General features: G+C 73.4%; 20 protein-coding genes and 2 pseudogenes. 11 read left to right on the top strand and 11 right to left on the bottom strand.

All coding sequences use genetic code 11. From position 1 onward, the window contains the following. Positions 1 to 48: 48 nt before the first annotated feature. Positions 49 to 432 (top strand): cold-shock protein, encoded by a 384-nt coding sequence (locus ACFYYR_RS16685; protein WP_351513270.1) that lies wholly within the window; start codon positions 49 to 51, stop codon positions 430 to 432. A gap of 92 nt (positions 433 to 524) precedes the next feature. On the opposite strand, the gene ACFYYR_RS16690 is transcribed toward ACFYYR_RS16685, so the two are convergent. Genes ACFYYR_RS16690 through ACFYYR_RS16705 form a run of 4 tightly spaced genes read right to left on the bottom strand, consistent with a single transcriptional unit; the run spans position 525 to position 4,234 of the window. Next, a complete protein-coding gene (locus ACFYYR_RS16690) occupies positions 525 to 1,409 on the bottom strand; it encodes a 1,4-dihydroxy-6-naphthoate synthase (protein ID WP_388852993.1) in 885 nt (294 codons plus the stop codon). Further along, positions 1,406 to 2,176: a futalosine hydrolase gene (locus tag ACFYYR_RS16695; RefSeq protein WP_388852996.1), complete on the bottom strand. Its 771-nt coding sequence runs from the start codon at positions 2,174 to 2,176 to the stop codon at positions 1,406 to 1,408. Before ACFYYR_RS16695 ends, ACFYYR_RS16690 begins: the two co-directional genes overlap by 4 nt. A 34-nt stretch (positions 2,177 to 2,210) precedes the next feature. Next, positions 2,211 to 2,735, bottom strand: a complete 525-nt coding sequence (locus tag ACFYYR_RS16700) for a hypothetical protein (RefSeq protein WP_388852999.1) — start codon at positions 2,733 to 2,735, stop codon at positions 2,211 to 2,213. Between the two features lie 26 nt (positions 2,736 to 2,761). After that, positions 2,762 to 4,234: an MFS transporter gene (locus tag ACFYYR_RS16705; RefSeq protein ID WP_388853002.1), complete on the bottom strand. Its 1,473-nt coding sequence runs from the start codon at positions 4,232 to 4,234 to the stop codon at positions 2,762 to 2,764. Between the two features lie 535 nt (positions 4,235 to 4,769). Here ACFYYR_RS16705 and ACFYYR_RS16710 point away from each other — a divergent pair. Both ACFYYR_RS16710 and ACFYYR_RS16715 read left to right on the top strand, forming a co-directional pair. After that, a complete protein-coding gene (locus ACFYYR_RS16710; RefSeq protein ID WP_388853005.1) occupies positions 4,770 to 5,693 on the top strand; it encodes a DUF3027 domain-containing protein in 924 nt (307 codons plus the stop codon). Between the two features lie 372 nt (positions 5,694 to 6,065). Further along, positions 6,066 to 9,422, top strand: coding sequence for a sacsin N-terminal ATP-binding-like domain-containing protein (locus ACFYYR_RS16715; protein WP_388853551.1), 3,357 nt, complete (start codon positions 6,066 to 6,068; stop codon positions 9,420 to 9,422). Positions 9,423 to 9,467: 45 nt separating this feature from the next. Here the strand turns inward: ACFYYR_RS16715 and ACFYYR_RS16720 are convergent, their stop codons facing one another. Both ACFYYR_RS16720 and ACFYYR_RS16725 read right to left on the bottom strand, forming a co-directional pair. Next, positions 9,468 to 11,945, bottom strand: coding sequence for a cation-translocating P-type ATPase (locus tag ACFYYR_RS16720; RefSeq protein WP_388853008.1), 2,478 nt, complete (start codon positions 11,943 to 11,945; stop codon positions 9,468 to 9,470). A gap of 87 nt (positions 11,946 to 12,032) precedes the next feature. Next, positions 12,033 to 12,323: a DUF2530 domain-containing protein gene (locus ACFYYR_RS16725; RefSeq protein WP_388853011.1), complete on the bottom strand. Its 291-nt coding sequence runs from the start codon at positions 12,321 to 12,323 to the stop codon at positions 12,033 to 12,035. Between the two features lie 214 nt (positions 12,324 to 12,537). On the opposite strand from ACFYYR_RS16725, the gene ACFYYR_RS16730 reads away from it, so the two are divergent. Continuing rightward, complete coding sequence (locus tag ACFYYR_RS16730; RefSeq protein ID WP_388853014.1) at positions 12,538 to 14,007, top strand: NCS2 family permease; 1,470 nt, start codon at positions 12,538 to 12,540, stop codon at positions 14,005 to 14,007. Here ACFYYR_RS16730 and ACFYYR_RS16735 read toward each other — a convergent pair. Then, a complete protein-coding gene (locus ACFYYR_RS16735) occupies positions 13,962 to 14,279 on the bottom strand; it encodes a hypothetical protein (protein ID WP_388853017.1) in 318 nt (105 codons plus the stop codon). The genes ACFYYR_RS16730 and ACFYYR_RS16735 overlap by 46 nt on opposite strands. 133 nt (positions 14,280 to 14,412) lie before the next feature. Here ACFYYR_RS16735 and ACFYYR_RS16740 point away from each other — a divergent pair, with 133 nt between their 5' ends. The 3 genes from ACFYYR_RS16740 to thpR all read left to right on the top strand — a co-directional run bounded on the left by ACFYYR_RS16740 (position 14,413) and on the right by thpR (position 16,968). Next, positions 14,413 to 14,886: a MarR family winged helix-turn-helix transcriptional regulator gene (locus ACFYYR_RS16740; RefSeq protein ID WP_388853020.1), complete on the top strand. Its 474-nt coding sequence runs from the start codon at positions 14,413 to 14,415 to the stop codon at positions 14,884 to 14,886. Between the two features lie 81 nt (positions 14,887 to 14,967). Further along, positions 14,968 to 16,332 carry an MFS transporter gene (locus ACFYYR_RS16745; protein ID WP_388853023.1) on the top strand — a complete coding sequence of 455 codons (1,365 nt, stop codon included), beginning with the start codon at positions 14,968 to 14,970 and terminating at the stop codon, positions 16,330 to 16,332. A gap of 72 nt (positions 16,333 to 16,404) precedes the next feature. Further along, a complete protein-coding gene (thpR, locus tag ACFYYR_RS16750) occupies positions 16,405 to 16,968 on the top strand; it encodes an RNA 2',3'-cyclic phosphodiesterase (protein WP_388853026.1) in 564 nt (187 codons plus the stop codon). 395 nt (positions 16,969 to 17,363) lie between these two features. Here the strand turns inward: thpR and ACFYYR_RS16755 are convergent. Further along, positions 17,364 to 18,264, bottom strand: a pseudogene (locus ACFYYR_RS16755) (aldo/keto reductase). Positions 18,265 to 18,356: 92 nt separating this feature from the next. On the opposite strand from ACFYYR_RS16755, the gene ACFYYR_RS16760 reads away from it, so the two are divergent. The 3 genes from ACFYYR_RS16760 to ACFYYR_RS16770 all read left to right on the top strand — a co-directional run bounded on the left by ACFYYR_RS16760 (position 18,357) and on the right by ACFYYR_RS16770 (position 20,975). After that, on the top strand, positions 18,357 to 19,610 hold the full coding sequence (locus tag ACFYYR_RS16760) for a recombinase family protein (RefSeq protein ID WP_388853029.1): 1,254 nt from the start codon (positions 18,357 to 18,359) through the stop codon (positions 19,608 to 19,610). Between the two features lie 188 nt (positions 19,611 to 19,798). Beyond that, entirely contained in the window at positions 19,799 to 19,921 is a 123-nt protein-coding gene (locus ACFYYR_RS16765; RefSeq protein ID WP_388853031.1) for a helix-turn-helix domain-containing protein, read from the top strand. Positions 19,922 to 19,985: 64 nt separating this feature from the next. After that, complete coding sequence (locus tag ACFYYR_RS16770; RefSeq protein WP_388853034.1) at positions 19,986 to 20,975, top strand: aldo/keto reductase; 990 nt, start codon at positions 19,986 to 19,988, stop codon at positions 20,973 to 20,975. Between the two features lie 135 nt (positions 20,976 to 21,110). On the opposite strand, the pseudogene ACFYYR_RS16775 reads toward ACFYYR_RS16770, so the two are convergent. The 3 genes and pseudogenes from ACFYYR_RS16775 to ACFYYR_RS16785 form a co-directional block, all read right to left on the bottom strand. Next, positions 21,111 to 21,263, bottom strand: a pseudogene (locus ACFYYR_RS16775) (aldo/keto reductase); the annotation flags it as partial. Positions 21,264 to 21,397: 134 nt separating this feature from the next. After that, positions 21,398 to 22,039, bottom strand: a complete 642-nt coding sequence (locus ACFYYR_RS16780) for a response regulator (RefSeq protein ID WP_388853037.1) — start codon at positions 22,037 to 22,039, stop codon at positions 21,398 to 21,400. After that, positions 22,036 to 23,241, bottom strand: a complete 1,206-nt coding sequence (locus ACFYYR_RS16785) for a sensor histidine kinase (protein WP_388853040.1) — start codon at positions 23,239 to 23,241, stop codon at positions 22,036 to 22,038. The genes ACFYYR_RS16780 and ACFYYR_RS16785 overlap by 4 nt, the downstream gene beginning before the upstream one ends. 274 nt (positions 23,242 to 23,515) lie before the next feature. Between ACFYYR_RS16785 and ACFYYR_RS16790 the strand changes: the two genes are divergently transcribed. Beyond that, the gene (locus tag ACFYYR_RS16790; RefSeq protein WP_388853043.1) at positions 23,516 to 24,094 is read left to right on the top strand and encodes a heme-binding protein; all 579 of its coding nucleotides are present in this window, start codon (positions 23,516 to 23,518) and stop codon (positions 24,092 to 24,094) included. Positions 24,095 to 24,124: the final 30 nt, after the last annotated feature.

Here is a 24,124-nt window from a genome sequence, read left to right on the forward strand (position 1 = left end):
AGCTGTTTTGTGTGTGTTTCCCCGACGAGTACGAGGACGAGGACGGACGTGCCTACCGGCAAGGTCAAGTGGTTCAACAGCGAGAAGGGCTTCGGCTTTCTCTCCCGCGACGACGGCGGCGATGTCTTCGTGCACTCCTCCGTGCTCCCGCCCGGAGTGGACACTCTCAAGCCGGGACAGCGCGTCGAGTTCGGCGTGGTGGCGGGTAACCGCGGGGATCAGGCGCTGTCGGTGAGCGTGCTCGACCCGGCGCCCTCCATCGCCGCCGCACAGCGCCGCAAACCGGACGAGCTGGCCTCGATCGTCCAGGACCTGACCACCCTGCTGGAGAGCGTCTCCCAGCAGCTGGAGCGGGGCCGCTACCCGGACAAGGCGCACGGCAACAAGATCGCCGGCATGCTCCGGGCAGTCGCCGACCAGCTGGACGTCTGAGCGCCCCGACGACGTGATGTGCGTGGACCGGTCCCGTGGGGACCGGTCCACGGTGTCGTTCCGGAGCCGTTTCCCCGCTCCGGAACGACCGGTCAGCCGGCGGACGGGACGAAGTCCAGCGCGTCCGGGCCGAGCGGCGGCACCAGCCCCTCGGCCGCCGCGCGGGTGAGCAGCCCGCGCACGGCGGCGTAGCCGTCCTCGCCGAGACCGGCGGTGAACTCGTTGACGTACAGCCCGATGTGCCGGTCGGCCACGGACGGGTCCATCTCCTGGGCGTGCTCCAGGACGTAACCGCGGGAGGCCTCCGGGTCGGCCCACGCCATCCGCACCGAGGCCCGCGCGGCCTCGGCCAGTGCGCGCAGCCGCTCCTCGCCCAGTGACCGCTTGGCGACGATGGCGCCGAGCGGGATCGGCAGCCCGGTCGTGGCCTCCCAGTGCTCGCCCATGTCGGCGAGCCGGTGCAGCCCGTAGTCGGGGTAGGTGAAGCGGGCCTCGTGGATGACGAGTCCGGCGTCGACCTTGCCGTCCCGCACGGCGGGCATGATCTCGTGGAACGGGAGGACGACGACGTCCCCGACCCCGCCGGGCACCTCGGCCGCCGCCCACAGCCGGAACAGCAGATAGGCGGTGGACCGCTCGCTCGGCACGGCGACCGTCCGTCCGGCGAGCGCCGCCGGCCCGGTCACGCCCCCGTCCTCGCCGTCCGGCGCCCGGGTCAGCACCAGCGGCCCGCAGCCCCGGCCGAGCGCACCGCCGCACGGCAGCAGCGCGTAGTCGTCGAGGATCCACGGCAGGACCGCGTACGACACCTTGAGCACGTCCAGTTCGCCGCGCTCGGCCATGCCGTTGGTGATGTCGATGTCGGCGAAGGTCACGTCCAGCCCGGGCGCCCCGGGGACGAGGCCGTGGGCCCAGGCGTGGAAGACGAAGGTGTCGTTCGGGCACGGCGAGTACGCGATCCGCAGTGCTTCGCTCATGAGACGGGCCCCTCCCAGGCGTGGAGTACGGACACGAGGGCGCCGCAGGCGCCGGAGAGCGCGGTCAGCGCCGGGCCGATCCGCCAGGCGGCGCGGTCCCGCGGACCCACCGGGTTGGAGACGGCCCGGAGCTCCAGAACCGGGACGCCGTGCGCGGCGGCGGCCTCGGCGACTCCGAAGCCCTCCATCGCCTCCGCCGCGGCGCCGGGGCACCGGGCGGCCAGCTCGGCGGCGCGCGCGGCGCTGCCGGTGACGGTCGACACGGTCAGCACCGGGCCGGACGCGGCGGGCGCGGCGGCGGCCAGGGCGCGCGAGAGTGCGGCGGGCGGCCGGTGGGCGCTGGTGCCGAAGCCCAGCTCGGTGACGGGCAGGAAGCCCTCCGGGGTCTCGGCGCCGAGGTCGGCGGCGACGATCGTGTCGGCCACCACCACCGAGCCGACGGGCGCGGTCCCGGCGAACCCGCCCCCGATCCCGGCGGAGACCACCAGGTCGTAGGGGTGGCCGTGCAGCGCAGCGGCCATGACGGCGCCGGCCGTCGCGGCGGCGGATGCGCCCGGACCGACCCCGCCCGCGAGGACGTCCACCACGAGCCCGGCACCCGGAGCGCCGCCGCCCGGCGCCGGGCACGGCACCCGCAGCAGGGTGCGGCCCGGCAGCGGAACCGACTCGGGGGCGTCGGAGGTGTCCGGCGCGGGGTGCGCTGCGCGGAGGCCGGCCGTGACGGCCTCGGACTCCGCCGGGACGGCGGTGACGACGAGGACGCGCATCAGGCTGTGCCCTTCGGCCGGGGAGGAGCGTCCGTCAGGAGGACGCCCGGTTCAGGGTGAACTGCCAGGCGCCCTTGGCCTTGCCGCCCTTGCCCACCTCGATGATCGCGACCTGCGCGGTCTTCGGGGCCGCCGCGGCGCCCGTGGGGCTCTGCTGCGGGGCGAAGATCTGGTCGAAGTCGAAGCTCCGGTAGGTGTCCTTGCTGGCCTCGGACATCGTGCCCTGGCCGTTGACCACCATGGCCCAGCCGGACTCGGCGATGTCCGGGTCGACACCCACGCTGATCCGCTGGCCCTCGCTGACCGTGAGCTTCTTGTCGGACTTGGCGCTGATGCAGTGGCGCAGGTCCTTCGGGGAGAGCGCCTTGCCGTCGTTGTAGCAGGCGGCTTCGCTGTGCACCGACTCCGAGCCCACCGTGACGGTGGCGAGCGGGGTCGGCTTCTCGCAGGCGGAGAGGGCCACGAGCCCGAAGACCGCAGCGCCGACGGCGGCGACGGTGCGGACGGTCCGGCCCGTGGTCTGCATCGAAAGGCGGCTCCGCCGCGTGGCAATGCTCATGCGCGAAGGCTATCGGGCCGCTCTCCTCACGCCACGCGGGGGTGCGGCGTGCCGCGCCGCGCGGCCGCGAGCAGCCCCCGGACGGTGACGATCACCCCCGCGGCGACCATCGCGGACGCCACGGCCATCCCGAACACACCGTTCAGCGGCAACGAGATGCCGATCGCGCCGCCCACCACCCAGGACATCTGGAGCAGCGTCTCGGAGCGGGCGAACGCCGAGGTCCGCACCTCCTCCGGCACGTCCCGCTGGATCAGCGCGTCCAGCGACAGCTTGGACAGCGCCTGGGTGAAGCCCGCCGTCGCGGTGACCACGGCCAGCGTCACGGGGTTGAAGAACACGGCGGCGGTGACGGTCGCGCCCAGCGCCAGCCCCAGCACCGTCGCGATGATCACTTCCGGCCCGCGGGCCTTCAGCCACGCCCCGACGGCGGTGCCCAGGGCGTTTCCGGTGCCCGCCGCGACGCCCACCAGTCCCAGCGAGAAGGCGGCGCTCAGCCCGCCCAGCGGGTGCTCGCGCAGCAGGAACGCCAGGAAGAAGATCAGGAATCCGGAGAGCGCCCGGTGGGTGGCGTTCGCCTGCAGGCCGTGCAGCACGGACGGCCCGACGGTGCGCAGCCCCGGCCGCCGGGGCCTCGGCTCCGCACCCCGGCCGCGGCGCAGCCGGGCAAGCCCGAGCGGGCCGTGGCGGACCCGGGTCGCCCCCGCGCCCACCACCCCCGGCTCGTGCTCCTCGCCGGCGCCCGGGGCGCGCCCGTGGGCATGGGTGAGGAAGCGGGCCTTCGCCTCGCCCTTCGCCGAGTCCACCTTGGGCGGCAGCGTGAACGCCAGGAAGGCGCCCAGCGAGAACACCGCGCAGGCCCCGTACAACGGCCAGGTGGGGCCGATCGCCTGGAGTCCGGCGCCGATGGGCGCCGCCACGCCGGTGGCCAGCAGGCCCGCCAGCGTGACCCGGGAGTTCGCCTTGACCAGCGCGAACCGGGGCGGCAGCAGCCGCGGCACCACGGCGCTGCGGACCACGCCGTACGCCTTGGACGCCACCAGCACCCCGAGCGCCGCCGGATAGAGCTCCAGACCGCCGGTCGCGACGGCGCCGGACATGGTGAGCGCGAGCACCGCCCGGGTCAGCATCGAGCCGGCCATCGCGGCGCGGCGGCCGTGCGGCAGCCGGTCGAGCAGCGGGCCGACGACCGGGGCCAGCAGCACGAACGGGGCCATGGTGACGGCGAGATAGAGCGCGACCCGCCCCCGCGCCTCATCGGTGGGGACCGAGAAGAAGACGGTGGACGCCAGGGCGACGGTGATCATCATGTCCCCGGCGGCGTTCACCGCGTGCAGTTCGATCAGCTTGCCGAGGCCGGACTCGCCCGCGCCGTGCGCATGGGTGGCGCGCCGGATGCCGCGGGCCGTGGCGGTGAACGGCAGATGCAGGGCCCGGCCGACCGCCGCGCCCACGCGGCGGAGCGGACCCCTGCCGTCGGACGACCAGTCGGCTGCCACTCCGTCATACTGCCCCGACTCGGCGTTCCCAGACCGCCGGTGCCCGGACGCCGCCGGGTCTTTCCGCCGGACGGCGGCGCGGATGCGGACTCCTCGCGGGACGAAGTCGGGGGAGGGTGGGACCGGAGCGCCCGATGGGGGTAGCGTGCGCAGTGCTGTGACCGGGAAGGTTCACCGGCTCGCGGCGTCCGGTACGACACCTGACCGCGTCCCGGCGTCGCCCTGCTTCGCCCGGTACGAGGGGGTTCGCCCCGGTACTCCCCGGCCTCCGGGCCGGGAGGTGACCGGACACCGTGAGATCCCGGTAGACCTTCCCGGTCACAGCACCAGCGCGCCAACGGCGGTCGTTCTTGGCCGCGCGCCTGTCCGCGATCCCGCAGAATGGGGAGAACAGGTGCGCCCAGGCCGATCGGGCGCGGACGTCGACGCGGTCCTCCGGTCCGCTCCGCCCGTGCCCCTCGGTTCCGCGGCCGGTCCGTCCGGCGCACTCGTCAGACGGCGTAGGAGAGAATCGATTCTTGTGAGTGCTGCGACGATGCGAAGCCGTACCCCAGACCGCCTGTGCGCCGAGGCGGTCGACCTCGCCCTGGCCGCGGCCGTGGAGGCCGCCGGAGAGGACTCCGTGGGCGAGCACCTCGGTGTCGTCGCGGACGGCGACCGCGTGGTCACGCACTTCTTCGCCTGCCGGGAACCGGCGTACCGGGGCTGGCGCTGGGCGGTGACGGTCGCCCGCGCCTCGCGCGCCAAGTCCGTCACGCTCGACGAAACGGTGCTGCTGCCCGGCTCCGACGCCCTGCTGGCACCGGAGTGGGTGCCGTGGAGCGAGCGGCTCCGGCCCGGCGACCTGGGCCCCGGCGACCTCCTGCCGACCGAGGCGGAGGATCTGCGGCTGGAGCCCGGCTTCTCCGGCGAGGACGCCCCGCCGCCCAACTCCGTGGTCTCCGAGGAGCAGGCGCGCGACGCGGCCGAGCCCGCCGCACCGGAAGCGGCCGCGACCGACGGGGCGGCGGCCACCGCGGCGCCGCCGGTCGTCCCGCCGGCCCGGGGCAGCATCTCGGCCGTTGCCGAGGAGCTCGGCATGCGGCGGGCACGGGTCCTCTCCCGCTACGGACTGCACACCGCGGCGGACCGCTGGGACGAGGCGTACGGCGCCAGGACGCCGATGGCGCAGGCCGCGCCCGCCTCCTGTTCGACCTGCGCGTTCCTGGTGCCGCTCGCCGGTTCGCTGCGGCAGGCGTTCGGGGTCTGCGCCAACGAGTTCGCGCCCGCCGACGGCCGGGTGGTCTCCCTCTCGTACGGCTGCGGCGCCCACTCGGAGGCCGCGGTGATGCCGCAGCCGTCGCGCCCCGCGCCGCCGGTGATCGACGAGACGAAGGTCGACCCGATGCCGCTGCATCCGGAACGGGCGGGCGGCTCGGTGGAGGAGACCGCTCCGGAGGAAGAACTCGGCCACTCCTGAGGGGCGGCGGGGCTCTTCCTGGGCCGGCAGGTTCTTCCCTGTAGGTCCGACGGGTTCTCTCCGGCAGGTCGGGACGACCCGGCCCGTTCCCTCCGGCCGCCTCCGGAATCCTCTCCGGGGCGGCGACCGGACCCTTCCGCGACTGCCCGGGCTGCCCGGGCGCCCCGGACGTTGTGCCGTCGGTCACGTCCGCCACCGGCCGGGCCGCCGTCGGCCCCACCGCCACCGCCCCCGAGCCGCCGCTTCCGGCCGCCGTGGCGCGTCCCGGAGCACCGGCAGGGGGTGCGGACGTCCTTCCGGCCCGGATAGCGGTACGTTCGGCGCTGACAGTCGGTGGTCCGGGAGAGGGAGCGACACGTGGGCGGCACGGCGATGGTGCAGGCGACGGACGACGGGGCGGACCCGTTCGGGACGGCGCGGCTGCGACGCGGTGTGCTGGACGCGTGGGCCGCCTCGCCCGCCCGGTTCCGGGAGGACGCCAACGCCGAGGAGGACCTGGTCCTCGGCGGCTACCGCGACCGGCTGGTCGTCGAACTGGCCCAGAACGCCGCCGACGCCGCCGCCCGCGCCGGGGTGCCCGGCCGGCTCCGGCTGACGCTCCGCCCCGCCGAGGGCGACGCCCCCGCCGTGCTCGCCGCCGCCAACACCGGCGCCCCGCTCGACGCCGCCGGCGTGGAGTCGCTGTCCACCCTGCGGGCCTCGGCCAAGCGGGACGAGGACGACGCGCGCTCCGTCGGCCGGTTCGGCGTCGGCTTCTCGGCGGTGCTCGCGGTCAGCGACGAGCCGGCCGTCGTCGGCCGGACCGGAGGCGTGCGCTGGTCCCTCGCCGAGGCGCGGGAACTCGCGGCGCGGGCCGCGGCCGCCGGGCCCGGCCTCGGCGACGAACTGCGCCGCCGCGACGGCCACGTGCCGCTGCTGCGGCTGCCGATGCCCGCGGAGGGGAGCGCGCCCGTCGGCTACGACACGGCCGTGGTCCTGCCGCTGCGCGACGGCGCCGCCGCGGACCTCGCGGCCCGGCTGCTCGCCGGGATCGACGACGCGACCCTGCTCACCCTGCCGGGCCTGTCCGAGATCATCACGGAAACCCCCGACGGGGTACGGACGCTGACGAGCCGTCGGGACGGCCCGTACGTGGTGATCGAGGACAGCTCCGGCTCCGGGGCCGCGCGGACCACGCGCTGGCGTACCACCGCCGCCGGCGGCCGGCTGGACGAGAAGCTCCTCGCCGACCGCCCCCTGGAGGAACGGCTCCGCCCCGCCTGGTCCGTGACCTGGGCGGTGCCCGTCGACGACGCGGCGGACGGCGCACCGGCCCGGCCCGGCACCGCCCCCGTGGTGCACGCGCCCACCCCCACCGACGAGCCCCTCGGCCTGCCCGCTCTGCTGATCGCCTCCCTGCCGCTGGAGCCGACCCGCCGGCACGCCGCGCCCGGGCCGCTCACCGACTTCCTGGTGGAGCGGGCGGCCGAGGCGTACGCGGAGCTGCTGCGGGACTGGCACCCCGTCGGCACCGGCACCATCGACCTGGTCCCGGGGCCGCTCGGCCGCGGCGAGCTCGACAGCCGGCTCCGGGACTCCGTGCTGCGGCTGCTGCCGGGTGTCCCGTTCCTGCCCAGCGCGGCGCCGCTCGCCCCGGACGCGGAGGAGGACGGTCCCGCCGGTGCCTGGGACGCCGCCGACCTGCGGCCCGAGGAGCGCGGCACCCGGCACACCGGCTGGGACGGCGAGGCGCCCGGCGGCCCGCGCGCCGAGGCGCACGCGCTGCGCGCGACCGATGCCGAGATCGTCGAGGGCGCCGGGGACGCCACGGTGCGCGTCCTCGCCGAGCTGTTCCCCAGCCTGCTGCCCGCCGGTCTGGAACGGCGGCCCGAACTGCGGGCGCTCGGGGTCGCCCGGGTGCCGCTGGGCGAGGCCATCGACCGGCTCGCCGGCGTCGAGCGCGCCCCCGCCTGGTGGCGGCGGCTCTACGACAGCCTCGCCGGCACCGACCCGGACCGGCTCAGTGGCCTGCCCGTGCCGCTGGCCGACGGCCGGACCACCATCGGCCCCCGGCAGGTGCTGCTGCCGCTGCCGGGCGCCGACGACAGCGCGGCGGAACAGCGCCGTCCGGACCTCGCCGACGTGGTCGTCGGCGCGACCCGGATCCCCGCGTCCGGCACCCCGGCCGACGCTTCCACCGCCGGGCCGACCAGCGCGGCCACCCTCGCCCGGCTCGGCCTGAAGGTCGCTCACCCCGACGCCGCCCACCCGCTCCTGGAGAAGCTGGGCGCCACCCCGGCCACCCCGCGGGCCGTGCTCACCACCGCGCAGGTGCGGGCCGCCGTCGCCGGGTCGCTCGACAGCGGGGAGATCTGGGACGAGGACGCCCTGGACGCCGAGGAGCTGGCCGAGGCCGTGCTCGGGCTGGTGCGGGACGCCCGGCTCGAACCGGGCGACGAGCCCTGGCTGGCGGCGCTCGCGCTCCCCGACGACGAGGGCGAGCCGGCCCCGGCCGGTGAACTCGTCCTTCCCGGCAGCCCGTTCGAGCAGATCATCCGGGAGGGCGAGCTGGCGGCCTGCGACCCGGAGCTGGCCGAGCGCTGGGGCGAACAGCCGCTCACGGCCGTCGGGGTGCTGGCGAACTTCGCCCTGGTCAGGGCCACGGACGTGGTGCTCGACCCGGACGAACTGGAGCCCCGCGACGGCGACTTCGCCGAGCCCGACGACGCCGGGCTGCTGGACTCCGTGGACGTCTGGTGCGAGGACGTGCTCGACCGGCTGCCGGACACCCCGGTGCCGCCCGTCGCCACCGAGATCGTCGCCGTCCGCGACCTCGACCTGGTCGACGACGAGGCCTGGCCCCAGGCGCTCGCCCTGCTCGCGCAGCCGCCGCTGCGGGACGCGCTGACCGCGCCCGTGCGGGTGCTGCTGCCGGACGGTACGACCGAGTCCGTCCGCCCGTACACCGCCTGGTGGCTCCGCGGCCACCCGGTGCTGGACGGCCGCCGCCCGGCCGGACTCCGGGCCGCGGGCGGGGACCCGCTGCTCGCCGGGCTCTACGAGTCCGCCGACGCGCACGGTTTCGAGGACGAGCAGGTGCTGCGCGCCCTGGGCGTCCGCACCTCCGTCGCGGCGCTGCTCGACGAGCCGGGCGGCGCCGCCGAACTCCTCGGCCGGCTCGCCGACCCGGACCGTCCGGTGACGGCCGCCCAGCTGCACGCCCTGTACAGCGCGCTCGCCGGCCTCGACCCGGAGCAGGTCACGCTCCCGGACGAGCTGCGGGCCGTGGCGGACGGCGAGGTGCGGGTCGTGGACGCGGCCGACGCGCTGATCGCCGACGCCCCCGACCTGATGCCGCTCGCCGCGGGCCGGGCACTGCTGCCGGTCCGGCCGACCCGGGCGGCGGACCTGGCGGAGCTGTTGCAGGTGTCGCGGCTCAGCGAGGCGTACGAGGGCCGGGTCGGCTCCGGCGCGGGGGAGACCCACGAGGTGCCCGAGGCGGTGCGCACGCTGCTCGGCCCGGCGACCCCCGAGAGCTACGTCGAGCACGAGGAGCTGGTCGTCGACGGCGTGGAGACCGACTGGCGGCACACCCCGGACGGGGTGCTGCACGCGGCGACGCTGGAGGGCGTGGCGGCGGGCCTGGCCTGGGCGGCGGGCGAGTGGCCGCGCCGGTTCGAGGTGGCGGCGCTGCTGGAGGACCCGTCGCGGACGGAGGAACTGGCGCGGGACCGCTGGTTCGACCGGTAGCGCAGGCCGCGGAGGCGGCGGGGCGAGCGCCGCCCGCCGCCCGGCTCAGTCCGGGAGCTTGCGGCGGACCACCCACCAGGCCGCCTCCAGAGCCACCGCCGCCAGCGCCGCGATGCCGACGGCGGTCCAGGGCATCGCCGTGCCGACCAGTTTCAGCTGGAAGAACGTCTGCAGCCACGGCGTGATGATCACGACCAGGAAGCCCGCCGCCATCGCGAGCACCAGAACCACCCGCCACCAGGTGTACGGCCGGGCGATGATCACCAGCACCCACAGGGCGATCAGGAACAGGGTCAGCGTCGCCGTACTGGTCTCGGCGGGCAGGGTGTCCGGGCCGGTGTAGTAGTGCCGGGCCAGCAGATACGTGGCGAAGGTGGCCGCCCCGGCGATCAGGCCCGCCGGCACCGCGTACCGCATCACCCGCCGGACGAAGTGCGGCTTCGCCCGCTCCCGGTTCGGGGCGAGGGCCAGGAAGAACGCCGGGACGCCGATGGTGAGCGTGGACAGCAGCGTCAGATGCCGGGGGAGGAACGGGTACGGCACCTGGGAGCAGATCACCAGGATCGCCAGCAGCACCGAGTACACGGTCTTGGTGAGGAACAGGGTCGCGACCCGGGTGATGTTGCCGATCACCCGGCGGCCCTCGGCCACCACCGACGGCAGGGTCGCGAAGCTGTTGTTCAGCAGCACGATCTGCGCGACCGCCCGGGTCGCCTCGGAGCCGGAGCCCATGGAGACCCCGATGTCGGCGTCCTTCAGGGCCAGCACGTCGTTCACCCCGTCGCCGGTCATCGCCACGGTGTGCCCGTGCGACTGGAGCGCGCCCACCATGTCCCGCTTCTGCTGCGGGGTGACCCGGCCGAAGACGGTGCCGTCGTCGAGCGCCCCGGCCATCCGGTCCGTCTCCCCGGGCAGTTCGCGGGCGTCCACCGGGGCGTCGGAGCCGGGCAGGCCCAGCTTCCCGGCCACCGCGCCGACCGACACCGCGTTGTCCCCGGAGATCACCTTCGCGTCGACCCGCTGCTCGTCGAAGTAGCGCAGGGTGTCCCCGGCGTCGGGCCGCAGCCGCTGCTCCAGGACGACCAGCGCGCCGGGCACCACGTCCCGGGCGGCCTCCGGGTCGTCCGGCTCCCGCTCGGAGCGGGCCAGCAGCAGCACCCGCAGGCCCTGGGCATCCAGCCGCCCGGTCTCGGCGAGCACCGGGTCACCGGCGGGCAGCAGCACATCGGGCGCCCCCAGCAGCCACGTGCCGGTCCGCCCGTTCTCCTCGCGGAAGCGGGCGGCGCTGTACTTGCGGGCGGAGGAGAACGGCAGCGCCCCGGTGCACCGCCAGCCCTGCCCGTCCGGGTAGGCCTCGGCGATGGCCCGCAGGCTGGCGTTGGGCCGCGGATCGGAAGCGCCGAGCGCGCCGAGCGCCCGCCGCAGATACCCCTCGTCGGCGTCGCCCAGCGGCCGCAGCGCCGCGACGTCCATCCCGCCCTCGGTGAGGGTGCCGGTCTTGTCCAGGCAGACCACGTCGACCCGGGCCAGCCCCTCGATCGCGGGCAGCTCCTGGACCAGGCACTGCTTCCGCCCCAGCCGGACCACACCGATCGCGAACGCCACCGAGGTGAGCAGCACCAGGCCCTCCGGGACCATCGGCACGATGCCCGCCACCATCCGGCGCACGGCCTCCCGCCAGTCGTGCTCCTGGACGACGCTCTGGCTGATGATCAGGCCGATCGCGGTCGGCACCATCATCCAGGTCACGTACTTGAGGATCCGGTCGATGCCGCTGCGCAGCTCCGAGGAGACCAGGGTGAAGCGGGACGCCTCCTCGGCGAGCTGGGCGGCGTAGGCCTCGCGGCCGACCCGGGTGGCGGTGAACGCGCCGCCGCCCGCGACCACGAAACTGCCCGACATCACGCGGTCGCCGGGGTGCTTGAGCACGGGGTCGGCCTCACCGGTGAGCAGCGACTCGTCGATCTCCAGGCCGTCGGCCTCGGCCACCACGCCGTCGACGACCGCCTTGTCGCCGGGGCCGAGCTCGACGAGGTCCCCCAGCACGATGGCCGCGGTGGGGATGGGGGTGGAGGCGCCGTCCCGGCGGACGACGGGCCGCGCCTCGCCGATCACGGCCAGGTGGTCGAGGGTCCGCTTGGCCCGTAGCTCCTGGACGATGCCGATCGCCGTGTTGGCGACGATGACGAAGCCGAAGAGGCCGTCCTGGATCGGGCCGACCACCAGGATGATCAGGAACAGCGTGCCGATGATCGCGTTGAAGCGGGTGAACACATTGGCGCGGACGATCTCCGCGGTGGACCGGGACGAACGCACCGGGACGTCGTTGACCTCGCCGCGCGCCACCCGTTCGGCGACCTCGGCGGCGGTCAGTCCGCGCGCGGAGCCGGCGGGGCGCCCGGTTCCGGGCGGGGAGACGGGGTGGACGGGGTCGAGTTCCGGCCCCGCGTCGATGGTCCGCCGCGCCCCCGGGTCCCCGGTCGGCTCCGGCCGCGCGCTGCCGGTCGGCGACCGCTCGGTCATGGTTACGACCGTACGGGGGGAACGGGCCCGCCACCCTTCGGAGAGCGGTGGAAGGACGCCGGGCCGTGCCGCGGCCCGGCGGACGGTTCAGGCCGCCGTGGTGCCGTCCGGGCCCCGGTCCTGTCCGGCCCGTTCGGACTCCGCCCGCTGGATGGCGGCCTCCCGCCGGCGCACGTACCAGAGGCCGATGAGACCCAGCCCGGCACCGGCCAGGCAGGTCCACAGCCACCACAGAGACCCGTGCGCGTCGAACCAGCCGTAGAACGGGAGCTGGACGAGGAAGAGGACGAACCACAGGACGGTGCCGCCCAGAACGGTCCCGACGACGTTGCCCTCGAGCGGCTCCGGGGCCTCGTGCCTGGGTCTCCACTTCGTCATGCGCACAGCTTACGGGCCCCTGCCGCGGGGCCCGACGGCACGTGCCCCTTGGGTCTACGCGCGGAGATGGTGATCTTTGGGTTATGCATTCATACTGACCCGGTTCCAGGATTCGACTTGATTTGTTCGTTCATTCATCCAAGTCGCGCCCGGTCGTGCTCCCGGCCTCTTCGGCCGACTCCCCGCCTCCCGGCCCGTACCACTGAGGTCCCGTATGCCCTCCTCGGCCTCGACCCCGGTCGACTCCCCGCCCCCGCACCACCACCCGTCGCCGGAGAATCCGCTGGACCGGTTCTTCAAGATCTCCGAGCGGGGCTCGACGATCTCCCGGGAGATCCGCGGCGGGCTGGCCACGTTCTTTGCGATGGCCTACATCATCGTGCTGAACCCGATCATCCTCGGCTCGGGCGTGGACAAGTACGGCCACCACCTGGACACGGCGCAGCTGGTCACCGCGACCGCGCTGCTGGCCGGTCTGACGACCGTCCTCATGGGCGTCATCGGCAACGTCCCGATCGCGCTCGCCGCCGGCCTCGGCATCAACGCCGTCGTCTCGCTCCAGCTCGCCCCCAAGATGAGCTGGCCGGACGCGATGGGCATGGTCGTCCTGGCCGGTCTGGTGCTGATGATCCTGGTCGCCTCGGGGCTGCGGCAGCGGGTCCTGGACGCCATCCCGGCCGGGCTGCGACGGGCGATCGCCATCGGCATCGGTCTGTTCATCGCGCTGATCGGGCTGGTCGACGCCGGGTTCGTGACCCGCAACCCGGACGCCGCGCACACCACCGTCCCGCTCGGCCTGGGCACCGGCGGCCGGCTGGAGGGCTGGCCGGTCCTGATCTTCGTGATCGGGCTGGCGTTCACCTTCGTGCTGGTGATCCGGAAGGCCAAGGGCGCCATCCTCATCGGCATCGTGACGATGACCGTGATCGCGATCGTGGTCAACGCCGTCGAGGACATCCCCGGCAAGGCGTGGGGTCTCACCGTCCCCGAGGTGCCGAGCAAGATCGTGGACACCCCGGACTTCGGGCTGATCGGTGACGTCAGTCTCTTCGGCGGCTTCCACGAGGTCGGCGTCATCACCGGCTGCCTGTTCGTCTTCACCGTGCTGCTGTCGGCGTTCTTCGACGCGATGGGCACGATCATCGGCGTCGGCGAGGAGGCCGGACTGACCGACGAGAACGGCCAGATGCCGGGCATGGGCAAGGTCCTGATGGTGGACTCCGCCGCGGTCGCGGCGGGAGGTCTCGGCTCCGCCTCGGCGACGACCTGCTTCGTGGAGTCCACGGCGGGCGTCGGCGAGGGGGCGCGCACCGGCCTGGCCAACGTGGTCACCGGCGGGCTCTTCCTGCTGGCCCTGGTCTTCACTCCGCTGGCGACGGTCGTCCCGTCGCAGGCGGCGACCCCGGCGCTGCTGGTGGTCGGCTTCCTGATCATGGCCGCGAACGTCCGGGAGATCGACTGGAGCGACTACACCGTCGCGGCCCCGGCCTTCCTGACGATGATCTCGATGCCGTTCACCTACAGCATCACCAACGGCATCGGCATCGGCGTGCTGTCGTTCATCCTGTTCCGCGCGGCGACGGGCCGGTTCCGTACGGTGCCGTGGCTGCTGAACGCCGTCGGGTTCTGCTTCCTCGTCTACTTCCTGCTCGGCCCGATCGAGGAGGCCCTCGGCGTCTCGTGATCCCTCCGCCGATCACGTGATCCCGGCAGTCCGTCGGTCCCTTCCATGGGCGGCGGTATCCGGGCAGGCGGCGGTATCCGGCCCGTGGGGGTCTCCCCGCCGTAGAAGCGGGCGGTGGCGTCGACCGCCGTTCTGAACCGCTCGTCGAAGTCGTCGCGCATGAGCGTCCGGATCACGTAGTCCTGGACGCTCATGCCGCGTTTCGCGGCGTGCTCCCGGATCCGGTCGAGCAGCTCACCGTCCAGTCGCAGGCTGAGCACATCTGATCCCATCCCCGTACGGTCCCGACGGCCGGGGCGGAGTGGGGGCGGTTTCCGGCCCCACGTCACTCGTTCGGGTGAGTGCGGCTGGAGTCACACCGCATTCCCTTGGTCCTTAGCATGGGTAATGAGTTAGGCTAAAGACATGTCGGAACCTGCCCGCCCCCTTCCTACGGCGGGGGGAGCCCCGGACGTCGCCGCAGCCGACGCCCAAGCCGTGAACGCACTGCGGTCCGCCGTGATGCGCCTGTCCCGCCGGCTGAAGCACCAGCGGGTCGACGAGTCGCTGAGCCCGACGGAGATGTCGGTGCTGGGCACCCTGGCCCGCTGCGGCTCCGCGACACCGGGCGAGCTGGCGCGCAAGGAGCACGTGCAGCCGCCGTCGATGACGCGCATCGTGGCGATGCTGGAGGCCAAGGGGCTGGTCCGGCTGGAGCCGCACCCGGAGGACCGCCGCCAGAAGGTGGTGACCCAGACGGAGCGGGCCGAAAGCATGCTCGAAGAGAGCCGCCGGAAGCGGAATGCCTGGCTCGCGGAGCTGGCGGGGCGGCTCGACGATGAGGAATGGGCCGCGCTGCGTGCCGCAGCGCCCGTTCTGGAGAAACTCGCGCACCTGTAGCAGCGCGGCGCGGAGCCCGCGTCGGCAGGCCGTGCACGGGTGAGACGACGACCGCACGCACGACGAGGAGGCGAACCCACGTTGAGTACGGGACCCGGAGCAGACTCCGCACCCGCACCGAACACCCCCGAAGACGACACCGTCACCGCGAAGCCGCGCGGCTCCACCTTCAGCTCCCTGAAGATACGTAACTACCGGCTCTTCGCCACCGGACAGGTGGTCTCCAACACCGGTACCTGGATGCAGCGCATCGCCCAGGACTGGCTGGTGCTCAGCCTCACCGGATCCTCGGCGGCCGTGGGCATCACCACGGCCCTGCAGTTCCTGCCCATGCTGCTCCTCGGGCTCTACGGCGGTGTGATCGCCGACCGGTTCCCCAAGCGGCAGCTGCTCCTCATCACCCAGACCGCGATGGGCCTCACCGGCCTCGCGCTCGCCGTCCTCACCCTCAGCGGCCAGGTCCAGGTCTGGCACGTCTATCTGATGGCCACCCTCCTCGGTGTGGTCACCGTGGTCGACAACCCGGCCCGGCAGGCCTTCGTCGCCGAGATGGTCGGGCCGGCCGAGCTGCGCAACGCCGTCAGCCTGAACTCCGCCAACTTCCAGTCCGCCCGGCTGGTGGGCCCCGCCGTCGCCGGTGTCCTCATCACCGCCGTGGGCAGCGGCTGGGCATTCCTGCTCAACGGGCTGTCGTTCATCGCGCCCATCGCCGGCCTGCTGCTGATGCGCACCGCCGAACTGCACCGGGTCGACACCGCCCCGCGCGGCAAGGGACAGCTGAGGGAGGGCCTGCGCTACGTCGCGGCCCGCCCCGACCTGATCTGGCCGATCGTCCTGGTCGGCTTCATCGGCACCTTCGGCTTCAACTTCCCGATCTGGCTGACCGCCTTCGTCGACGACATCTTCCACGCCGGCGCCGGCACCTACGGCCTGCTCAACACGCTGATGGCGGCCGGTTCGCTGATCGGCGCCCTCCTCGCGGCCCGCCGCGGCACCTCACGGCTGCGGCTGCTCGTGGGAGCGGCGGTGCTCTTCGGCCTGCTGGAGATCACCGCGGCCCTGGCGCCCACCTTCTGGGTCTTCGCCGCGCTGCTGGTGCCGATCGGCGCCTTCGGCCTGACGATCAACGTCACCGCGAACAGCAGTGTGCAGCTCGCCACCGATCCGGCCATGCGCGGCCGGGTGATGAGCCTGTTCATGATGGTCTTCATGGGCGGTACGCCGGTCGGCGCGCCGATCGTCGGCCGGCTCACGGACGTCTACGGGGCCCGCGTCGGCTTCGTCGCCGGCGGTCTGGTGTCGCTGGCCGCGGCGGTCGGGGTCGGCCTGATCCTGGCCCGGGTCGGCGGGCTGCGCCTCAAGGTCGACCTGCGGCGCGGACACCGGCATCTGGAGTTCGTGGCCCGCGCGCCCTCGCCGGAGGAGAAGCTGGCGGCGGCTGCCTGAGCGGGGCGGAGTCGGTCGGAAGCTGTCCGCGAACCGCTCACCGGTGTCGTTCCCATGCGCGAGACTGACTCGATGAGACTCTTCGCCGCTGTGCTGCCGCCCGAGGAGGCCGTCGCGGAGCTCGCCGACGAGGTCCGCACCCTGCACGCGCTGCCCACCGCCGGTGAGCTGCGCTGGACGGGCCACGAGAGCTGGCACTTCACCCTCGCCTTCTACGGGGAGGTACCGGAGGACGTCGTGCCGGAGCTCCGCGAGCGGCTGGCCCGCGCCGCACACCGGCACGGCCCGTACGAGCTGCGGCTCGCGGGCGGCGGACGGTTCGGGTCCCGCGCGCTCTGGGCGGGCGCCGACGGCGACCGCGAGGCCATGCGGCACCTGGCGGACACGGCCTCCGCGGCCGGTCGCCGGGCCGGGGTCCGCTTCGACGACCACCGGCACTTCACCCCGCACCTCACCATCGCCCGCAACCGCGGGGACGCGGATCTGCGCCCGTACGTGGCGGAGCTGGCGGAGTTCGCCGGCAGCCCGTGGACCGTCCGGGAGCTGTGCCTGGTCCGCAGCCATCCGCCGGTGGCGGGGGTCGCGGGGCAGCAGCCCCGGTACGAGACGGTGGGGGCGTGGCCGCTCGGGGAGTGACCGGAGTGCGGCCCTTCGGCGGGGGCGGTCACCGGGGTGGGGCCGGACCGGTCGGGGAGTGACCGGAGCGAGGGGCGCGTGAGAGGCGGGCGAGGGGTGGTCGGAGCTGCGGGCTCCGGCCCCGCTAACCTCGAAGCGTGGACCCGAAGATTAGAACCCGGATCGTCAGCGGCGCGCTCGTGCTGATACTCGTCGTCGTCGCCGTGGCGGCCGCGCTCGGCTGAGCACGGCCGCCGCTCTCGCGTCCCCGCCGCTCCGCACCCGGGCGGGAGAGCGGCGGGCGAGGGCGTGGCGCGGCCCCTGCCGGGCCGCCATCACCCTGCGCGGATCTCCGTCCGGTGGCACCGGATGAAGACCTCCGCTCGGCGGCACCGGGCGAAGGCCTCCGTCGGCCGTCACCAGGCGAAGGCCTCCGGCGAGGGGCCCGGCCCCGGGAAGATCTCGTCGAGCGAGGCGAGCAGCTCCTCCGACAGCTCCAGCTCCGTCGCGCGCAGCCCCGACGCCAGCTGGTCCACGGTGCGCGGACCGACGATCGGGCCGGTGACGCCCGGCCTGGTCAGCAGCCAGGCGAGCGCCGTCTCGCCGGGCTCCAGCCCGTGCTTGTCGAGCAGGTCCTCGTAGGCCTGGATCTGCTCGCGCTGCCCGCTGTTGGCCAGCGCTTCGGCGGACCGGCCCGTGGCGCCGCGCCGCGCACTGCCCTCCCGCTCCTTGCGGATCGCCCCGCCCAGCAGGCCGCCGTGCAGCGGTGACCAGGCGATGACGCCCAGGCCGTACTCCTGCGCCGCCGGGATGACCTCCATCTCCGCGCGGCGCTCGGCGAGGTTGAACAGGCACTGCTCGCTCACCAGGCCGTAGGAGTGGCGGCGGCGCGCGGTCTCGTTGGCCTGGGCGATGTTCCAGCCCGCGAAGTTGCTCGACCCGACGTAGAGGATCTTGCCCTGCTGGACGAGGACGTCCATCGCCTGCCAGATCTCGTCCCAGGGGGTGGAGCGGTCGACGTGGTGGAACTGGTACAGGTCGATGTGGTCGGTGCCCAGCCGCTTCCCCTCGACAGACGGACCACACCCAGAACTCTCGCCATGCTCGTTCTCCCTCTCCCCTGTGTCACGCATCGCGCACAAGGGGTGGCGGTATGCGGTTCGGATGGCTGGCGTCGGCGGCGCGGCGGATGTTGAGGGCGGACAGCTTGTCGTCGTTGGGCCAGGGCTCACGGGCGCCCATGTGGCCGTACAGCTTGGTGGCGAGGACGACCTTGTCCCGGCGGTCGCCTCCCTTGGCGAACCACGAGCCGAGGATCTCCTCGGTACGGCCCTTGTTCTCGCCCCAGCCGTAGACGTTGGCGCAAGGAGGTCGCCACCGTCGAGGACGGGATCAACCTCAACACGCAGATGGGGAAGCTCCTCCTCAGCCTGATCGCGTCCTTCGCGGAAGGGGAGCTCGAAGCCATCAAGGCGCGGGCCAAGTCCTCGTACAACCACCTCGTGAAGGAGGGGCGCTGGCGCGGCGGCCGCACTCCGTACGGCTACCGGGAGAAGAAACAGGAGACCGGCGACGGATGGAAGCTCGTCCCGGACGACTACGGGACCGACACTGCCGGCACGCTCCGTGAGATCGTCCGCCGTCTCCTCACGGGCGAGTCGGCGAACAGCATCGCGCAGTGGCTCAACGAGGACGTGTCGAAGACCCCGACCTCACTCGACGCCCAGATGATCCGTAGCGGCAAGACCCCGAAGGGCAGCCGCTGGACCGCCGCGAACACGGCCAAGGTCGTACGTTCCCGCTGCATCCTGGGGCAGATGGAGGTGTCCGAGGAGGTGATGGTCGACGGGAAGAAGACGACACAACGCCGGGTCGTCCGGGACGCGGACGGTCAGCCGCTTCAGCGCGCGGAGCCTCTGATCACGCACGAGGAGTGGGAGCTGGCCAACAAGAAGCTGGACGAGAACACCAGCAAGCGCAACGGCAACCGCAAGGGTGGGTCGCCCTTGCTCCGGGTCGCGTTCTGCACATGTGGGGAGCCGGCGTATCTCGGCCCTGGCCGTAACTGGCCCTACTACCGCTGCGCCTCCCGTACCACGCACAAGCCGTGTCCGACCGGAAGCAAGGGCATCGCGGCGCACACGCTGGAGGACGCCGTGGGAAAGGCGTTCCTCCTCGCTGCCGGGGACGTCGAGATCGTCCGGAAGGTCTTCCGGCCGGGCGTGGACTACACGCGCGACATCGAGGAAGTGAACCGCGCCCTCTCGGACCTGAGGGAGGACCGCGAGGCGGGCCTCTACTCCAGTGAGCTGGGCAAGCAGGAGTACCGGGAGGCGTACAAGCGGTTGGACGCGCGACGTGAACAGCTCATCGCACAGCCCACGCGCCCGGACACCTGGGAGGAGATCCCGACAGGAGAGACCTACCGGGAACGGTGGAGCACGTTGTCGACCCAGCACGAAAAGGGCAAGGAGCTTCGCGCCGCAGGGGTCAAGGCCGTCATCCACGCCGAGCCGCTCCGGGGGATGACCGTCGCGCAACTCATGTCCGCCGAAGGCCATGACGGGATGTGGCAGCACCCTGTCGGACGGGTTCAGGTTCTGATCCCGATGGACTTCAAGCAGCGTGTACGCAACATGGCGGCGGTCCGCAGCGAAGACTGACGAGGGGCGAGAGAGAGTGAGGGGGCCCTGTGCCGGGGCCCTCTCGGCCTTTGCAAGCTGCCTGCCAGGTCGTCGCCGTCGCTCCCGACCGCACGAGACCGAGTCCGGGCATTACGCCTCGGGCGCCACCTGTGATGAGAGACCGCGCCGTCCGGCGCCGGTCCACCCCCGCGAAGAAAGGGAGGCACATGTCCCGCCGTCCGGCGGGGGCTACCGGCGCATCCGTGAAGGGCGAGAGCGTCAACGCCATCGCCAGGGCCCTGGGCGTCTCACGCGCCACGCTGTACCGGCACATCGGCGAGGGCGCCTGAGGCGGGCGTACCCGCCGCCCGCCGCCTTGCGTGGAGTGGACTCGAAGGGGTTCGCTTGGCGTCCATGGAATACACGCAGCTGGGACGTACCGGACTCAAGGTCAGTCGCATCGTGCTCGGCACGATGAACTTCGGGCCTCAGACGGATGAAGCCACCAGCCACACCATCATGGATGCGGCGCTCGATGCGGGGCTGAATTTCGTTGACACTGCAAATGTGTATGGATGGGGCGAGAACAAGGGGCGCACCGAGGAGATCGTCGGTACCTGGTTCGCCAAGGGCGGCGGGCGTCGTGACAAGACGGTCCTGGCCACCAAGGTCTACGGGAACATGGGCTCCGACGGACCGGCCTGGCCCAACCATGACCGGCTCAGCGCCGTGAACGTCCGCCGCGCCGTGGACGCTTCCCTCAAGCGGCTCCAGACCGACTACATCGACGTCTACCAGTTCCATCACATCGACCGGTCGACGCCGTTCGAGGAGATCTGGCAGGCGATCGACGTCCTGATCCAACAAGGGAAGATCCTGTACGCCGGTTCCTCGAACTTCCCCGGTTACAAGATCGCCCAGGCAAACGAGATCGCGAAGACACACGGCCGGGTCGGGCTCGTCAGCGAGCAGTGCCTGTACAACCTCGCCGAGCGCCGCGCCGAGATGGAGGTCATCCCTGCCGCGCAGGACTACGGCCTCGGCGTCATCCCGTGGTCGCCGCTGCACGGCGGGCTGCTCGGCGGAGTCCTCAAGAAGGAGGCCACGGAGGGGCGCCGGGCGAGCGGACGGGCCGCCGACGCACTCAAGGACGCCCGCACGCGCGAGCAGATCCAGGCGTACGAGAACCTGCTCGACAAGCACGGCATCGAACCGGGCGAGGCCGCCCTGGCCTGGCTGCTCACCCGCCCCGGCGTGACAGGACCGATCGTCGGCCCGCGCACGCAGGAGCAGCTTGACTCGGCGCTGCGCGCCCTCGACCTGGACCTGGGCGCGGAGCTTCTTGCGGCTCTCGACGAGATCTTCCCGGGGCCGGGACCGTCCCCCGAAGCTTTCGCATGGTGAAGTAACAAATCTGCATGTGGACCGCTGCCTCCTGCTCTGCGTGTAGGGCGAGTTGGGGGTGGCGGTCGGCGCTCTCCGTGGTGCCGCATGCGCGCTGGCGACACGCTACGATGCAGTTCGGCGTCAAAATTGCCGGTTGGCTGTGTCGAAGAAGTTGATGTCCGCGCCGAGCGCGGCGTCCATGATGGCGTGCGAGTCGGCTTCGTCGGTGACGGGCCCGAAGTTCATCGTGCCGAGGACCAGTCGGCTGACCTTGAGTCCGGTGCGTCCGAGCTGCGTGTACTTCATGGTTCACCAGCCAACGCCCCGGAGCGCGCTCGAAGCAAGGCCCCTCGCGCGGGAGAGCTCCCGGCCCGGAATTGAGAGGTCCGCCGTGCTCACCCGGCGGTGCGGGGGCGGTCGCCGGTTGCGCGGGGCCGCCCTCATGGCACCAGTCGCCGTTCCTTCGCGACCGCCACGGCGCCCGCGCGGGTCTCCACACCGAGCTTGTCGTAGATGCGGCGCAGGTGGGTCTTGACCGTGGCCTCGCTGATGTACAGGGCGCGGGCGATGTCCCGGTTGCCGATGCCGCGGGCGAGCTGGGCCAGGATGTCGCGTTCGCGGTCGGTGAGGGTGGTCCGCGGCCGGCGCAGATGGGCCATGACGCGGCCGGCCACCGGCGGGGACAGGGCGGTACGTCCCTCGGCGGCGGCGTGGATCGCGGCGAAGAGCTCATCGGGGCGCTCGGCCTTGAGCAGATAGCCGGTGGCGCCCGCCTCGATGGCGCGGGTGATGTCGGCGTCGGTGTCGTAGGTGGTGAGGACCAGGACGTGGAGGGAGGTCCCGGGGGCGTCGGTGAGGCGGCGGGTGGTCTCCACGCCGTCGATCCCCTCACCCAGTTGCAGATCCATCAGCACCACGTCCGGGGCGAGCTTCGCGGCCAGCGCGAGCGCCTCCTCGCCGGTTCCGGCCTCACCGATGACCTCGATGTCCGGGGCGCTGTCGAGCAGGGCGAGCAGCCCGGCCCGTACGACGGCGTGATCGTCGCAGACCAGGATGCGCACGGGAGCGCGGTCGGGGGTCATCGGGGCAGCTCCAGGGGGACGGCGGCGGACAGGACGGTGCCTTCGCCGGGCGTGGACTCGACGGTCAGGGTGCCACCGAGCGCGCGCAGCCGGGCTCGTGCGGCGGGCAGCCCGTGGCCACGTCCGCTGCCGGGGAGGCCGGGCAGCGCGGCGGGGTCGAAGCCGTGGCCGTCGTCGGAGACGTCCAGGACGACCTCGTCGTCGATGAGGGTGAGGGTGAGGGTGGCGTGGCCGGCGGCGGCGTGCTCGCGGACGTTGGCCAGGGCGCCCTGAGCGATGCGGAGCAGGGCGGACTGGACGCGGTCGGGCAGCCGGGGGAGCCGGCCGTCGTCGTCGACGTGGACGCGTACGGTGAGGTGCGCCCCGGACTCCCGCGCGGCCAGGGCGCGCAGCGCCTGATCGAGGCCGCCGCCGCGGGCGAGGTCGGTGGGGGCCAGGTCGTGCACGAAGCGCCGGGCCTCGGTGAGGTTGTGCTCGGCGACGGACGCGGCGGTGCGGACGTGGGCGCGGGCCTTGTCCGGCTCGGTGTCCCACACCCGGTCCGCCGCCTGGAGCAGCATCCGCTGGCTGGACAGGCCCTGGGCGAGCGTGTCGTGGATCTCCATGGAGAGCCGCTGGCGTTCGGCGAGGGTGCCCTCGCGGCGTTCGGCGGCGGCGAGTTCGCGGCGGGTGCGGATCAGGTCGTCGATCAGGGCGCGCTGGCGGGCGGTGTGCCGTTCCATCTGCAGGAAGACGGCGGTGGCGAGGGCGGCGACGGCGGGTGGCGCGAGCACCAGGTTCGGGTCGAAGCGCCCGGCGAGCCGGACCTGCGCGGCGACGACGAGCGCCGTCAGGACCGCCACGAGAACGAGGGCCGCGCGGGGCGGCAGCGTGCGCAGGCCGGTGTAGAAGAGGGGCACCGCGCACCAGGCGAAACTGGGCGCGAGCAGGACCAGCACCATCCACACCACGACGACCAGCGCCAGCCAGGCCGAGCGCCGCCGGGCGGGGCGCCGGCCCGTGTCGCCCATCCCGGGGCCCAGCAGGTGCAGTGCGGCGAGCGCGACGCACAGCGCGATGATCCATGGAGTGCGCGGCTCGCCGGGATGGCGCAGCAGGAATCGGGCGAGTGCTCCGCCGAGCAGCAGGAAGAACGCCGCGTGCATCACGGCGCGGAGCCACCGGGTGTCCACGGCGCTCGGTTCGTACGGCCCGTTCCGCATCCGGATCCTGCTCCCCTCACGCGTGTGTCGATGTGCCCGGCGACCCGCCGAGCGGCGTCGAACTGGGCAAACGCCTCCATTGTGACCGTGCGCGGGGGCCGGGCGGTCAACCGATCGGATGACCCCGGTGTCGTCCGTTCCGCAGCGCCGAGGCAGCCGGAACGCCGACCGTCCGGGCCGGGGTCCGGGCCGAGGGTGGAGAGCGGACGCAGCAGGGGCGGCAACCGGGCCGCCCGCCCACCTGACGCCCGCCCACCTGAGGAGTCGACCGACCATGAAGGCCATGAACCCCGTGCACCGGAAGTTCTCCCGCCGTGCCCGCCTCGCCGTCGGTGGTGCCGTGCTCACCGCCGTCGCCCTGTCGGGCTTCGGCGCGGTGTCCGCGAACGCCTCCGCACCCGCCGCGACGTCCGCCACTGCCGCCCCGGCCTCCGTCCCGGCCCGGGCGACCACCACCTCCACCCATCTGACGATCGACGCCGCCACCAAGGCCGCGCAGGCCGCGCTCGCCGCCGCCGAGAAGGAGAACCAGCGGGTCACGGTCGCCGTCGTCGACCGCAACGGCAACACGATCGTCACCCTGCGCGGCGACGGCGCCGGCCCGCAGTCCTACGCGTCCGCCGAGCGCAAGGCGTTCACCGCGGCCGCCTGGAACGCCCCCACCTCCCAGCTGGCGGAGCGCCTGCAGCAGGCCCCGAACCTGAAGGACATCCCCGGCACCCTGTTCCTGGCGGGCGGTGTCCCCGTCACCGCCGAGAAGGCGCCGATCGCCGGCATCGGCGTCGCCGGCGCTCCGTCCGGGGCGCTGGACGAGAAGTTCGCGCAGGCGGGCGCGGACGCGGTGGCCGGCTAGGTGTATTGATCACGAGCGTTGTCAACAGCT

This window comes from Streptomyces sp. NPDC001922, from assembly GCF_042891165.1.
Classification (GTDB): Bacteria; Actinomycetota; Actinomycetes; order Streptomycetales; family Streptomycetaceae; genus Streptomyces.